Raw genomic sequence first — 13,714 nt, 5'->3', positions numbered from 1 at the left:
GTCGCTCGCGTGCGATTCCGGCGGGAGCCGCTGGTCCCGGGGTGCGAGGTGCGGCGCCGCCGTCCCGTTCCGGTGGGTGGCGTCTCCCGGCCGCTGCCGGTCCGGCGGGCGTGGCTGCTCACGCCCCGTTCGCCCGCACGCACTCCCTCGTCACAGCGGCCCCGCGGACCTGTCGGCCACAGGGCCACGCTCCTGACTCGCCCCGTTCAGCCCGCCAGGCGGACCCGGACCACGAAGTCGTGCAGGGCGTCGTGCGCGGTCGGCGTGTCCGGGAGGGACGAGGTGGACTGGGCCTCGTCGAGCTCGGCGTGCAGCCGTTCGACGTCGGCCTCCACGCGCGCGTGCGGGACGGTGGCGCTGCCGTGCTCCCGCTCCGCTTTTTCGGCTACCAGCTCGGGCAGATAGCCGGGGGCGTCGAGCTGCTCCAGGAGCGTGGGCAGGTGCGCCTGGACCTCCCCGCTGCGCATGAGGTGGATGCCGGTGAGCAGCACCCGGAACGTGTAGAGCAGCGGCTTGAGTTCGCCCGTCTTCTCGAACAGCCGCCACTGGGTCACCGCGAACCCCCGGTAGTGGTGGGCGTGGTGGCCGGTGAGGACGCCGGGGGCGAGCGCGGCCAGCTCCCGGTGCGCGTCCCCGGTGTGCACGACCAGCGGCGAGAGCAGCTGCTCGAGCACATAGCCGTTGCGGCGCAGCATCAGCCGTACGAACTTGCGCAGATCGTGGGTGACGAGGTCCAGTTCGACGCCGTAGCGCACCCAGGCCCGGGAGCGGGTCTCCTCCGGCTCGCGCAGCCCGACGAGATCGGCCGCCGGGAGCAGATGGACGCCCCGCAGGTCCACGTCCGAGTCCTGCGAGGGGAAGCCGTACAGATGGGCTCCGGAGACGGTCGCGAACAGCAGGGGGTCGGGCTGCTCCGCGACCACGGGCTTCAGGTCGATGTCGAGGTCGTCGATCATGGGCCTAAGCGTCCCAGAGTGCTCCCAGGGCCGACAGATCGCCCCGGTACTCGATCCGCTCCGCCCAGTCCGCCGGCCAGGCCTGTTCGCCCAGCCAGGCACCCGCGAACGCGCCGGTGAGGCAGGCGATGGAGTCGGAGTCGCCGGCGGAGCAGGCGGCCCGGCGCAGGGCGGTGACGGGCTCGTCGGGGAAGAGCAGGAAGCACAGCAGCCCGGTGGCGAGGGCCTCCTCTGCGATCCAGCCCGCGCCGGTGGCCAGACACGGGTCGGTCTCCGGGGAGACGGTCCGCACGGCCTGCTGGAGCCGGTCGAGGACGGCGAGGCACTCGTCCCAGCCGCGCGCGATGAAGTGCTCGGGACTGGGGTCCTGGGAGCGGGTCCACAGGTCGCCGAGCCACGTGTGGTCGTAGTGCGTGCGGTGGTCCAGGGCGTAGGAGCGGAGTTGTCCGACCAGCCCCGTGGGGTCGGTGCCCTGCGCGAGCAGGTGGACGGCGTGGGCGGTCAGGTCGGAGGCGGCGAGCGCGGTGGGGTGGCCGTGGGTGAGCGCGGACTGCAACTGGGCGGCCCCGGAGCGCTGTTCGGGGCTCAGACCGGGGACAAGCCCGACGGGGGCGACCCGCATGTTGGCACCGCAGCCCTTGGAGCCGACCTGGCTGGCGTCCTGCCAGGCCCGGCCCTCCTCCTTGAGCAGGGCGCACGCGGTCAGGCAGGTGCGGCCGGGGGCGCGGTTGTTGTCCGGGGAGTGGTACCAGTCCACGAACTCCTCGCGCAGCGGCCGCTCCAGCCGCTTCGGCGCGAGGTACCCGCGGTCCATGGCCGTCCTGAGCCCGCGTCCGACGGCGAGGGTCATCTGGGTGTCGTCGGAGACGAAGGCGCGCCGCGGCAGCTCCATCTCCCGCCAGGGCCCGCACTTGGCGAGGATCGACGGTACGTCGTTGAACTCGGTCGGGAAGCCGAGGGCGTCCCCGAGGGCGAGGCCCAGGAGTGCCCCGGTGGCGGCGCGCTTGGACATAGGATCACCATCCCCCTTTATCGTCACTCTGACAATAAAGGGGGATGGTGATCGCGGCAAGGCGTTTTAGAGGTCGACTTCCTTCATCAGCATCCCGACCTCCGTGTTCGACAGGCGCCGCAGCCAGCCCGACTTCTGGTCGCCGAGGGTGATCGGCCCGAAGGCGGTGCGGACCAGCTTCTCGACCGGGAAGCCGGCCTCCGCGAGCATGCGCCGCACGATGTGCTTGCGGCCCTCGTGCAGGGTCACCTCGACCAGGTAGTTCTTGCCGGTCTGCTCCACGACCCGGAAGTGGTCCGCGCGCGCGTAGCCGTCCTCCAGCTGGATGCCGTCCTTCAGGCGCTTGCCCAGGTCGCGCGGGATCGGGCCGACGATCGCCGCGAGGTAGGTCTTCTTCACGCCGTACTTGGGGTGGGTCAGGCGGTGCGCCAGCTCACCGTGGTTGGTGAGCAGGATGACGCCCTCCGTCTCGGTGTCCAGCCGGCCCACGTGGAACAGCCGGGTCTCGCGGTTGGTGACGTAGTCCCCGAGGCACTGCCGCCCCTCCGGGTCCTCCATGGTGGACACCACGCCCGCGGGCTTGTTCAGCGAGAAGAACTGGTACGACTGCGTCGCGACCGTCAGGCCGTCGACCTTGACCTCGTCCTTCTCCGGGTCGACCCGGCGGCCCTGCTCCAGGACGATCTCGCCGTTGACCTCCACCCGTGCCTGCTCGATCAGCTCCTCGCAGGCGCGCCGCGAGCCGTAGCCGGCGCGCGCGAGGACCTTCTGCAGCCGCTCGCCCTCCTGCTCGGCACCCGGGAAGGTCTTGGGGAGCTTGACGTCCTTCTTGCCGGCGTAGCGCTCCCGGTTGCGCTCCTCGACGCGCGTCTCGTACTCACGCGAGCGCGCGGGGGCGGTACGGCCTCGCCCGCCGCCCTGCTGGGGCTGCTTGGGGCCGCCCTTGGCGCCGCCGCGCGCGGTGCCGCCGCGCCCGGACTTGGGGCCGTCCTGGGAGGCGCCGGGGCCCACGTCGTAGCGGCGCTCCTCCGGGCGGGGCTTGCGGGGACGCCCCTGCCCCTGCCGCTCGTCCCGGTTGTTGCCGGCGCCGCGGTAGTTACCGCGCCCGCCGCTGTTACTGCCGCTGCCGCTGCTTCGCATCAAGGTTTCCGTCTTAGTCGTCTGCGTCCTGAGCACCGGGCGCGTCGGGCGCGTCCGGGTCGAACGACGGCACCCCTTCCTGGGTCTCGGCCTCGATCGCCTCAGCCTCCGGGAGGAAGGGCGCGAGCTCCGGAAGCTCGTCCAGGCCGCGCAGGCCCATCCGCTCCAGGAAGTAGTTCGTCGTCCTGTACAGGATCGCACCTGTTTCGGGTTCCGTGCCCGCCTCCTCGACCAGACCCCGTTGCAGGAGGGTACGCATCACACCGTCGCAGTTGACTCCGCGTACGGCGGAGACGCGGCTGCGGCTGACCGGCTGGCGGTAGGCGACGACCGCGAGGGTCTCCAGCGCGGCCTGGGTGAGCCGGGCGGTCTGGCCGTCCAGGACCAGCCGCTCGACGGCGGGCGCGTACTCGGCCCGGGTGTAGAAACGCCAGCCGCCCGCGACGTACCGCAGCTCGAAGCCGCGGCCCTGCACGGTGTACTCGTCGGCCAGCTCCCGCAGCGCGTCCGCGACCTGCCGTTTCGGCCGTTCCAGCAGCTTGGCCAGGTGCTCCTCGGTCGCGGGCTCGTCCACGACCATGAGCATCGCCTCCAGGGCGGGCTTGAGGTCGAGGTCGGCGGCGCCGCGCAGCCCCGGCGGAAGCTCTGTGGTCTCGCTCATGCCTTCTTCTCCTCCTTGGGCTGCTCGGGCGGCCGGTCGAACTCGTCGGTGACCATCGGTGCGGTGTCGGTGTCCCCGCCGGTCCAGCGCACGAGCAGTTCGCCGAGGGCGGTCTCCTGCTCCAGCGCGACGGCCTTCTCGCGGTACAGCTCCAGCAGGGCGAGGAACCGGGCCACGACGGTGAGGGTGTCGTCGGTGTCCTCCACCAGCGCGCGGAAGCTGGCCTCGCCCAGCTCCTTCAGCCGTGCGACCACGATTCCGGCCTGTTCCTGCACGCTGACCAGCGGGGCGTGGATGTGGTCGACGTAGACCTGCGGCTTGGGCTTGGGCTGCATCGCCTTGACCGCGAGCCTGGCGAAGCCCTCGGGGCCGATGCTGATGACGACCTCGGGCAGCAGCTCGGCGTGCTGCGGTTCCAGGCCGACGGTACGGGGCCAGCGGCGGGCCTCGTCATCGAGCCGCTGGTTGAAGATGTCCGCGATCTGCTTGTAGGCGCGGTACTGCAGCAGCCGTGCGAACAGCAGGTCCCGCGCCTCCAGCAGCGCCAGGTCGGCCTCGTCCTCGACCTCGGCGGCGGGCAGCAGCCGGGCCGCCTTCAGGTCGAGCAGCGTGGCGGCGACGACGAGGAACTCCGTGGTCTGGTCCAGGTCCCAGTCGGGTCCCATGGCCCGGATGTGCGCCATGAACTCGTCGGTGACCTTGGAGAGGGCGACCTCGGTGACGTCCAGCTTGTGCCTGGAGATCAGCTGCAGGAGCAGATCGAAGGGCCCCTCGAAGTTGGCGAGCCGCACCTTGAAGACCCCGTCCGCGGCCCCCTGGGGCTCCACGCCCTCCCCGGCTCCACCAACTGCGGCCACCCCGCCACCGGCGATCACGGACACTTCCGGCCCGGCACCGGCGGAAGCTCCGGACTCAGCAGCCCCCAGCGCCTCCGGCTCACCGACTGCGGGAGCTTCGGGCGCGGCAACTGTGAAGGCTTTCGCCTCGGCGGCTACGGGAGCTTCGGGCGCGGCAACTGTGAAAGCTTCCGGCCCGGCGGCCACGGGAGCTCCGGGCTCAGCAGCCCCCAGCGTCTCCCGCCCGGCAGGCGCGAACCCATCGGAGTCGGCAGCTACAGGCCCTCCCGGCTCGCCGACCGCGGCAGCTTCACGCTCGACGACTGCCAAGGCTTCCCGCCCGGCGGCTACGGAAGCTTCGGGCTCAGCGAGTGTCGGTGCTTCCGGTTCGGCGGGTGTCGGTTCTTCCGGCGGTGCGGACGCCGGTTCGTCGGGTGGGATGGCTGCGGGTGCCTCTGACGGCAGGCCGTCTTGGCCGTCGGCCCGCGCCGGCTCGGTCTTCGGCGCCACCGCCGGAACCCCTGGACCCCGCCCCAGCGCACGCCGACGGCCGGCGCCGGTGCCGGGGAGGGGAACGTCGTTCGAGGTCATAGCCCCCGCAGGCTACCCCTACCGCCCCCGCAGCCGGCGTACGAGGATGCTCGCGTCCCCGCGGGACTCCAGGTCGGCCAGGACCACGGCCACCGCCTCGCGGACGATGCGCCCGCGGTCGACCGCCAGTCCGTGCTCGCCGCGGAGCACCAGACGGGCGTGTTCGAGGTCCATCAGCTCCTCGGCCGACACGTACACCGTGATCTTCTCGTCGTGCCGCTCACGGCCGCTGGGCCGGCGCGTGGCCGCGCGCCCTTTCTTGCGTGGCTGCGCGGCGCCAGAACCTTCCTGCGCCGCCTGCCGACGCGCGGGGCGGATGCGGGACTCGCCGGCCCCGTCCTGCTCGGCCTCCGCCGCGACATGCTCCGCGCCCTCGCCGTCGCCGCCCTGGACCGGCACCGACTGCGGTGCATCCTCGGCGGCGGCCACGTCGTCGCTCTCCCCCGCGGGAGCCGGCACCCGGGCCTCACCACCCGCCGCGCGCCGAGGAGTCGACGGCTGAAGCGCCATCCCCCCTGTCGTACGGAAGAGTTCGTCGGCCCCGGGCAGACTCACTCGGCGTGACACCGGGCGAGCACCTCCCTGGCGAGCTGGCGATAGGCGGCGGCACCGACGGAGTTGGAGGCGTAGGTGGTGATCGGCTCACCGGCGACCGTGGTCTCCGGGAAGCGGACCGTACGGCCGATGACCGTGTGGTAGACGTGGTCGTCGAACGCCTCGACCACACGGGCCAGGACCTCGCGGCTGTGGACCGTGCGCGAGTCGTACATCGTGGCGAGGATGCCGTCCAGTTCGAGCTCGGGGTTGAGCCGCTCCTGGACCTTCTCGATGGTCTCGGTCAGCAGGGCCACACCGCGCAGGGCGAAGAACTCGCACTCCAGCGGCACGATCACCTTGTGAGCGGCCGTCAGGGCGTTGACGGTGAGCAGGCCGAGCGAGGGCTGGCAGTCGATCACGATGTAGTCGTAGTCGGGCAGCAGCGGCTTCAGGGCCCGCTGCAGCGTCGACTCGCGGGCGACCTCGGAGACCAGCTGCACCTCGGCGGCCGACAGGTCGATGTTGGAGGGCAGCAGATCCATGTTGGGGACCGCCGTCTTCAGCAGGACCTCGTCCGCGGACATGCCCCGCTCCATGAGCAGGTTGTAGACCGTCAGGTCGAGTTCCATGGGGTTGACGCCGAGTCCCACCGACAGCGCGCCCTGCGGGTCGAAGTCCACGAGCAGCACGCGCCGGCCGTACTCCGCGAGCGCGGCACCCAGGTTGATGGTCGACGTCGTCTTGCCCACGCCGCCCTTCTGGTTGCACATCGCGATGATCTTCGCGGGGCCGTGGTCGGTCAGCGGGCCCGGGATCGGGAAGTACGGCAGCGGGCGTCCGGTCGGGCCGACGCGCTCGCGGCGCTGGCGGGCCGCGTCGGGCGCGAGCGTGGCCGCGTACTCCGGATCGGGCTCGTACTCGGCGTCGGGGTCGTAGAAGTGCCCCTCGGGCAGTTCGTCGTAGTCGGCGAAGTGGTTGTGGGGCGCGCCACTTCCGTCGCCGGCCATGGCGTTCACGTGATGGCCATCCATGCTCTGGTGTGCTGTCCCGGCCGCCTGCGGACCGGAACTCTGGTGGGCTGCGAAGGTGCGCACAGCTACGGAGCCGACAGCCTCGAATCCCGCGGGGCCCTGGCCCCGGACCGGCATTCCTGGTTGACCACCCCCGGGAGAAAATGTCGACTCATTCACAAGTCGTCTTACCTCCTTGGTGACCAGGAAACTTCTAGACAAGGTCAGCGTGGCACCATGCCGACGGTTGGCGACTCTATGGCGTGTCGGCGGTCCGCAGCAACACAATCCGCCGGACCCGGCAGGATGTGTCGGCAATGAAACATCTCGCTGTCAAGGGCGTACGGCCGTCGCACAGCAGGTTTCACCGGTGTACGAATCGGTCGAAGGGTTGCGTTCGAGGCGAGTTGACCAAGAGTCGCCAAGTGACCATACACACATCCGGCCGGACCTTGTCGGGCAAGGTCCGGCCGGGTGCGCGCTGTTGACTACTCGTGTTGACGAATCGCCTTTTGCATCAGCCGAGCAGGGTCTCCAGCTCCACGTGCTCCAGGCCGTGGGCCTCGGCGACCTCCTTGTAAACGACCTTGCCGTCATGGGTGTTGAGACCCTTGGCGAGCGCGGCGTCGCGGCGCAGCGCCTCGACCCAGCCGTTGTTGGCGAGGGAGACGATGTAGGGAAGCGTCGCGTTGGTGAGGGCGTTGGTGGAGGTGTTGGGCACCGCGCCGGGCATGTTGGCGACGCAGTAGAAGACCGAGTTGTGCACCTGGAAGGTCGGCTCGGCGTGCGTGGTCGGGTGGGAGTCCTCGAAGCAGCCGCCCTGGTCGATCGCGATGTCGACAAGGACACTTCCGGGCTTCATGCGGGCCACCAGCTCGTTGGTGACCAGCTTCGGGGCCTTGGCGCCCGGGATGAGGACCGCGCCGATGACGAGGTCGGCGTCGAGGACGGCCTTCTCCAGCTCGAAGGAGTTGGACATGATCGCCTTGACCTTCGTACCGAAGATCTTGTCGGCCTCGCGCAGCTTGTTGATGTCGCGGTCGAGCAGGGTCACGTCGAAGCCCATGCCGACGGCGACCTGGGTGGCGTTCCAGCCGGAGACGCCGCCGCCGATGACGACGCACTTGGCCGGGGTCACGCCCGGGACGCCGCCCGGCAGCACGCCACGGCCACCGGCCGCGCGCATCAGGTGGTAGGCGCCGACCTGCGGGGCGAGGCGGCCCGCGACCTCGGACATCGGGGCGAGCAGCGGCAGCGCGCGGTTCGGCAGCTCGACGGTCTCGTAGGCGATGGCCGTGGTGCCGGACTCGATGAGCGCGTCCGTGCACTCCTTGGAGGCGGCCAGGTGCAGGTAGGTGAAGAGGATCTGGTCCTTGCGGAGACGGTGGTACTCCTCCGCGATGGGCTCCTTGACCTTCAGCAGCAGGTCGGCGGTGGCCCACACCTCGTCGGCGGTGCCGAGGATCGCGGCACCGGCGGAGACGTACTCCTCGTCCGTGATCGAGGAGCCGAGGCCGGCGCCCCGCTCGATGACGACCTGGTGCCCGTTGCGCACCAGCTCGTGCACACCGGCGGGGGTGATGGCCACCCGGAACTCGTTGTTCTTGACCTCGCGGGGGATGCCGACCTTCACGTAGATCACGGTCCTTGGCTCAGAGGGTATGGGGGTGCTTTAAAGACGTACCCAGACATGCGGGGGCATACCGGGAGACACCGCAGGAGAACGTGCGGCAGAGCCAGTCTAATGAAGGCGTTCCGCGTGTCTAGCCTTTCATTGCATCAATCTTCGCTGGATGCACTACGGATTTCGCAGGCTTCAACGTCCTGTTTGGGGCTTGCCTCGTCGTTCGGGGCCTCCTGGTCCAGCATGCGCCCGGCCGCCGCGCGGTGCAGACGGGCCGCGGTCGGGTCCCCCAGGTGCTCCAGCGTGTCGGCGAGCCGGAGCTGCAGCGCGGCCTGCAGCCGGACGTCGTCGGCGCGCCGCGCCCACTCCACCGCCTCGTGGCAGGTACGCAGGGACTCCTCGAACCGTCCCGCGTACTCCTGGACCCGGGCCAGCTCGCTCAACGCCCGCGCGTGGGCGGCGACATCGCCGCTCCTGCGGTAGCCGGCGACGGCGGCCCGCCAGTTCCTGAGGGCCTCGCCGTAGCGGCCCGCGTAGGTGTGGGCGGTGGCGATACGGCCGTACAGCCGGGCGGCCTGATCGCGCTCGCCGCGGGCCAGCCGCTCGGCGAGGGCCCGGCCGAACCAGTCCGCGGCCCGGTCGTGATCCGCGAGCTCTTGGTAGGCGCCACCTACGGATTCCATTGCGCGACCGATGGCGTACGGGTCATTTGCTCTGCGTCCGGCGTCCAAGGCCGACCGATATCGTGCCAGCGCGTCCTGGGTACGGCCGGTCTGCGCGTCCACGTCGCCCAGGTTCAGCAGGGCCGCGGCCTGCTCCCGGGGCAGCCCGCGCCGCTCGGCGACGTCGAGGACCAGGCTGTGCACCTCGTACAGGTCGTGGGCGGCGGACTGCGTGCCGACGTGCGCCACCATGGCCCTGACCAGCTGGGACATCAGCCGCCGGGCGAGGGTGTCCAGCTCGCCGTCGGCCACCGCCAGACGTGCGGACGCCAGCAGGGCGGGGCGCCGGATGAGCAGCCAGTCGGCGGCCGCCCGCGGGGTGGGGAAGCGCACCTCGTGGGGCATCGCGTTCAGCTTCTCCCGGGCCTGCGGACTGTCCGTCTCGGTGATCGCCCGGCAGGCCTGCAGCAGCCGTACGGTCCGCTCCAGCATCCGGGCCCGGGCCAGCTGCAACTCCGCGGGGCGCTCCTGGGCCTGGGCGTAGGCGCGCAGCAGCGGGTGCAGACAGCCGGGGACGTCGTACTGGGGCAGCGGGGAGTCCACCGCGCGCAGCAGGCCGAGGGCGACGAGGTCGTCCAGGACGGCGCGGGCGGTACTCACCGAGCAGCCGGCGAGGGATGAGGCGGTGTGGGGGTCGATCAGGCCGGCCGGGGCGAGGGAGAGCAGCGGCAGCATCCGGGCGGCCGGGCCGGGCAGCTCGCTGTGGACGTGCCGGAAGACGCGGGCCAGCGGGGTGCCGTCCGTGCCGTCCTCGGCGGCCGTGTGCAGCCGTTTGGCGAGGTCGGAGACGGCGGCCTTGGGGCGGGCGGCGAGCCAGCCGCCCGCCAGGACGAGCGCGGCGGGATGGCCCTGGCAGGCCTCCGCCAGGCTCTCGGCGGAGCGCGGGTCGACCGTGATGCGGACGGTGCCGGTGTAGCGGGTGAGGAGTTCCACCGCCGACTTGGTGTCCAGGCCGCCGAGCGTGCAGGGGCGGACGTCCGCGATGCCGGTGAGCGGGCCCGAGGAGACGGCCACCACCAGGCAGTCCGGGGCCTGAGGGAGCAGCGCGTCGACCTGCTCGGCGCCGGCCGCGTCGTCGAGGAGCAGCAGGGCCCGCCGGTCGGCGAGGGCAGTGCGCAGCGCCTGGGTGAGGTCGTCCTCGGCGGCGCCGGCCGGGGCGGGCAGCTCCAGGGCGGCGAGCAGTTCGCGGGCGGCGCGCGCGATGGGGACGGGGGTGCCGTCGGGCTCGCTGAGCCGGGCCCGCAGCACCCCGTCCGGGTAGCGGCCTTCGACCTTTCGTACGAGTTCCTCGGCCAGGGCGGTCCGGCCGGAGCCGGGGCGGCCCGCGATCAGCAGCACGCGCGCGCGTGGCGCCTTGCGGCCGGAGAGGGTGTCCAGGCCGGCGCGCTCGATGTCGGCGCGCAGCTCCTTCAACTCCCTTGTGCGGCCCAGGAAATGGTCTCGTGTGCCCTCGTGCGCCGACAGTCGCACGCCGCCTGGGTGCACCACCTGATCCGTCACGGGCCACACTCCCGTCCCACCGCACGCGCAAGCCCGCCGGATCTTCCGCTGCGGGCGTGCAAGAGCCTAGTTCACGCTCTGCGAGGCGCCGTGCGGAGCGCGACGGACAGATCCCCTGATCGGATCAGGCGATCGTCACACCAGTACGACGAACGGGTGCGGTTCGGGGCGGCGCGTGCGGCTCAGGACTGGAAGGGCCGGGCCGGCCAGGGTGCGTCGGCCGGGCGGAGTGCGTCGAGGCCGTCCCCGCCACGCGCGGCCACCAGGGAGAGGACGCCGACGACCAGGCAGTTGTTGTGCACATCGCCGGCCAGGACGCGGCGCACCAGCTCCTCGACCGACACGCGCGCGTGCTCCATGTCGGTCTCCTCGTGCTCCGCCTCGAACCGCTCGCCCTCGGCCTCGGACAGATCACGGGCGAGGAAGATCCGTACGGCCTCGTCGCAGCCGCCGGGCGTGGTGTAGACGTCGGTCAGCACCCGCCAGTCCTCGGCCTTGACGTGCGCCTCCTCGTACAGCTCGCGCTGGGCGGCGTGCAGCGGGTTCTCGCCGGGCACGTCGAGCAGGCCGGCCGGGATCTCCCACAGCTTGTGCCGCACCGGGTGGCGGTACTGGTTGATCAGCAGCACCCGGTCCTCCTCGTCCAGGGCGAGGACGGCGACCGAACCGGGGTGGACCTGGTAGTCGCGGCGGGCCACCGAACCGTCGGGCATGACCACGTCGTCCGTGCGGACGGAGGTCTTGTTGCCCGTGAAGGGGGTCTCCGTCGCCCGGACCTCCCACTCCTCGGGGGTGTCCTTGATCGTCATGCCCTGTCCTTCCCCACATGCGCGAACGGCCGGGGCGCGATCGTTCTGAATGCTCGCGCCCCGGCCACCGTACAACCCTTGTGTTACTTCGAGATCTTCTGGGCGTCCGCCGCCTGCTGACGCTCCACGGCCGCCTTCACCAGGCCGGCGAACAGCGGGTGCGGACGCGTCGGCCGCGAGCGCAGCTCGGGGTGGGCCTGCGTGGCGACGAGGTAGGGGTGGACGTCACGCGGGTACTCCACGTACTCCACGAGCTTGCCGTCCGGCGAGGTGCCCGAGAAGAGGATGCCGGCCTTCTTCTCCAGCTCCGCGCGGTAGGCGTTGTTGACCTCGTAGCGGTGACGGTGCCGCTCCTCGACGTACTCCTTGCCGTCGTACACCTCGCGCACGATCGAGCCATCGGCGAGCTTCGCCGGGTACATGCCGAGACGCATGGTGCCGCCCATGTCGCCCTCGCCGGCGACGATGTCCAGCTGCTCGGCCATGGTGGAGATGACCGGGTGGCCGGTGGCCGGGTCGAACTCGGTGGAGTTGGCGTCCGGGATGTCGGCCAGGTTGCGCGCGGCCTCGATCACGATGCACTGCAGGCCCAGGCAGAGGCCCAGCAGCGGGATCCTGTTCTCGCGGGCGTACTTGATCGCACCGACCTTGCCGAGCACACCGCGGTCGCCGAAGCCGCCCGGGATGCAGATGCCGTCCACGTCGGACAGCTGGGCCTTGGCGCCGGCCGGGGTCTTGCAGTCGTCCGAGGTCACCCACTTGATCTTCACACGGGCGCGGTTGGCGAAGCCGCCGGCGCGCAGCGCCTCGGTGACCGACAGATAGGCGTCGGGCAGGTCGATGTACTTGCCGACGAGTGCAAGGGTGATCTCATGGTCGGGGTTGTGGACGCGGTCCAGCAGGTCGTCCCAGGTCGTCCAGTCGACGTCACGGAAGGGCAGGTCGAGCTTGCGGACGACATAGGCGTCCAGGCCCTCGCCGTGCACGGTCTTCGGGATGTCGTAGATCGAGCGGGCGTCGGGGCAGGCGACCACGGCGGCCTCGTCGACGTCGCACATCAGCGAGATCTTGCGCTTGATCGCGGTCGGGACCTCGCGGTCGCAGCGCAGCACGATCGCGTCGGGCTGGATACCGATGTTGCGCAGCGCGGCGACGGAGTGCTGGGTGGGCTTGGTCTTCAGCTCGCCGGAGGGCCCGATGTAGGGCAGGAGGGAAATATGAACCACGAAGACGTTGTCCCGGCCGACCTCGTGGCGGACCTGGCGGACGGTCTCCAGGAACGGCAGCGACTCGATGTCACCGACGGTGCCGCCGACCTCGGTGATGACGACGTCCACCTCGTCGGTGGCCATGCGCCGGATCCGGTGCTTGATCTCGTTGGTGATGTGCGGGATGACCTGCACCGTGTCGCCCAGGTACTCGCCGCGCCGCTCCTTGGCGATCACCGTCGAGTACACCTGGCCTGTAGTGACATTGGCGGTGCCGTCCAGGTCACGGTCGAGGAAGCGCTCGTAGTGTCCGATGTCCAGGTCCGTCTCGGCGCCGTCGTTCGTGACGAACACCTCACCGTGCTGGAAGGGGTTCATCGTGCCCGGGTCGACGTTCAGGTACGGGTCGAGCTTCTGCATCACGACGCGCAGGCCGCGGGCCTTGAGCAGCATGCCCAGGCTGGAGGCGGTGAGGCCCTTGCCGAGCGAGGAGGCGACACCCCCGGTGACGAAGATGTGCTTGGTCGTCGTAGATTTCGGCGGCATGGCCAAGAGGGGGCTCCCGTGGTCGCTGTCTGTGATGCGGTGCGGCTGCCGTCCCGGATGCCTCCGGAGGTGCCGTCGCTGCGGTTCGGGGGTTTCGGGCCCACCGGTCCACGGGCTACCAGGGTATCAGCGCCTGGAGCAGATGGCTTCCGGCCACGCTCCGCGCTCGCCCGGGTACGGGGCGGCTCCGTCACGCCGGAACAGGGCGGCTCCCCCGGCCCAGGACAGCGCAGGTCGCCACACCTGTCACTACAGGCACACGCAGGTCACATGGTTATCACCCGCTGCTCACCCGTTCGGCTCACACGGGTTGCCCCGAGGGGCGCGCAGATCATCTACGTGCGTCGTATCCTGCTCGGACACTCGCTGCCGAGCCCGGCCGGAACGACGGCACACCCCCGCCACCATCACCCGGAACAACGTGAGCGCGGCAGTTCGTTGAGCAAAGACTGTCGTGTTGCCTCAGGGCTCGGCGGGCTGCTTTGCTTCACCGCTCAACGACGCATAACAACGACCCCTTGACCGCACTAGCGACAGCCCCCCTGCGCGGGGGCGACGTGGC

At 71.0% G+C, this 13,714-nt stretch carries 11 protein-coding genes; all 11 read right to left on the bottom strand.

The annotated features are described in order from the left end of the window. Window positions 1–206: 206 nt before the first annotated feature. The 11 genes from LMU33_RS07240 to pyrG all read right to left on the bottom strand — a co-directional run bounded on the left by LMU33_RS07240 (window position 207) and on the right by pyrG (window position 13,152). Window positions 207–956 carry a nucleotidyltransferase domain-containing protein gene (locus LMU33_RS07240; protein ID WP_228618427.1) on the bottom strand — a complete coding sequence of 250 codons (750 nt, stop codon included), beginning with the start codon at window positions 954–956 and terminating at the stop codon, window positions 207–209. 4 nt (window positions 957–960) lie between these two features. Further along, window positions 961–1,968 (bottom strand): ADP-ribosylglycohydrolase family protein, encoded by a 1,008-nt coding sequence (locus LMU33_RS07235; RefSeq protein ID WP_228618426.1) that lies wholly within the window; start codon window positions 1,966–1,968, stop codon window positions 961–963. 66 nt (window positions 1,969–2,034) lie between these two features. Then, window positions 2,035–3,108, bottom strand: a complete 1,074-nt coding sequence (locus tag LMU33_RS07230; RefSeq protein ID WP_228618424.1) for a pseudouridine synthase — start codon at window positions 3,106–3,108, stop codon at window positions 2,035–2,037. A gap of 13 nt (window positions 3,109–3,121) precedes the next feature. Next, complete coding sequence (gene scpB, locus LMU33_RS07225) at window positions 3,122–3,769, bottom strand: SMC-Scp complex subunit ScpB (protein ID WP_228618422.1); 648 nt, start codon at window positions 3,767–3,769, stop codon at window positions 3,122–3,124. Beyond that, entirely contained in the window at window positions 3,766–4,839 is a 1,074-nt protein-coding gene (locus LMU33_RS07220; protein WP_372477905.1) for a segregation and condensation protein A, read from the bottom strand. The genes scpB and LMU33_RS07220 overlap by 4 nt, the downstream gene beginning before the upstream one ends. 375 nt (window positions 4,840–5,214) lie before the next feature. After that, on the bottom strand, window positions 5,215–5,763 hold the full coding sequence (locus tag LMU33_RS07215) for a hypothetical protein (protein WP_228618418.1): 549 nt from the start codon (window positions 5,761–5,763) through the stop codon (window positions 5,215–5,217). Then, window positions 5,748–6,881, bottom strand: coding sequence for a ParA family protein (locus LMU33_RS07210; protein WP_201842358.1), 1,134 nt, complete (start codon window positions 6,879–6,881; stop codon window positions 5,748–5,750). Before LMU33_RS07210 ends, LMU33_RS07215 begins: the two co-directional genes overlap by 16 nt. A gap of 379 nt (window positions 6,882–7,260) precedes the next feature. Then, on the bottom strand, window positions 7,261–8,376 hold the full coding sequence (gene ald, locus LMU33_RS07205) for an alanine dehydrogenase (protein WP_208903681.1): 1,116 nt from the start codon (window positions 8,374–8,376) through the stop codon (window positions 7,261–7,263). A gap of 146 nt (window positions 8,377–8,522) precedes the next feature. After that, entirely contained in the window at window positions 8,523–10,589 is a 2,067-nt protein-coding gene (locus tag LMU33_RS07200) for a tetratricopeptide repeat protein (RefSeq protein ID WP_228618416.1), read from the bottom strand. Between the two features lie 182 nt (window positions 10,590–10,771). Further along, window positions 10,772–11,398, bottom strand: coding sequence for an NUDIX domain-containing protein (locus LMU33_RS07195; RefSeq protein ID WP_228618414.1), 627 nt, complete (start codon window positions 11,396–11,398; stop codon window positions 10,772–10,774). Window positions 11,399–11,481: 83 nt separating this feature from the next. Then, on the bottom strand, window positions 11,482–13,152 hold the full coding sequence (gene pyrG / locus LMU33_RS07190) for a CTP synthase (protein WP_228618412.1): 1,671 nt from the start codon (window positions 13,150–13,152) through the stop codon (window positions 11,482–11,484). Window positions 13,153–13,714 lie beyond the last annotated feature (562 nt).

It is taken from the genome of Streptomyces barringtoniae (assembly GCF_020819595.1).
Classification (GTDB): Bacteria; Actinomycetota; Actinomycetes; order Streptomycetales; family Streptomycetaceae; genus Streptomyces; species Streptomyces barringtoniae.
Note: the sequence above shows the minus strand (reverse complement) of the source record. Positions and strands in the feature narration are given on the sequence as shown.

What these genes read in the sequence shown, in the direction of transcription:
- pyrG (WP_228618412.1), bottom strand. Translation starts at nt 13,152, where the DNA reads ATGCCGCCGAAATCTACGACGACCAAGCACATCTTCGTCACCGGGGGT.
- LMU33_RS07195 (WP_228618414.1), bottom strand. Translation starts at nt 11,398, where the DNA reads ATGACGATCAAGGACACCCCCGAGGAGTGGGAGGTCCGGGCGACGGAG.
- LMU33_RS07210 (WP_201842358.1), bottom strand. Translation starts at nt 6,881, where the DNA reads ATGCCGGTCCGGGGCCAGGGCCCCGCGGGATTCGAGGCTGTCGGCTCC.
- LMU33_RS07230 (WP_228618424.1), bottom strand. Translation starts at nt 3,108, where the DNA reads ATGCGAAGCAGCGGCAGCGGCAGTAACAGCGGCGGGCGCGGTAACTAC.
- LMU33_RS07240 (WP_228618427.1), bottom strand. Translation starts at nt 956, where the DNA reads ATGATCGACGACCTCGACATCGACCTGAAGCCCGTGGTCGCGGAGCAG.
- LMU33_RS07235 (WP_228618426.1), bottom strand. Translation starts at nt 1,968, where the DNA reads ATGTCCAAGCGCGCCGCCACCGGGGCACTCCTGGGCCTCGCCCTCGGG.
- scpB (WP_228618422.1), bottom strand. Translation starts at nt 3,769, where the DNA reads ATGAGCGAGACCACAGAGCTTCCGCCGGGGCTGCGCGGCGCCGCCGAC.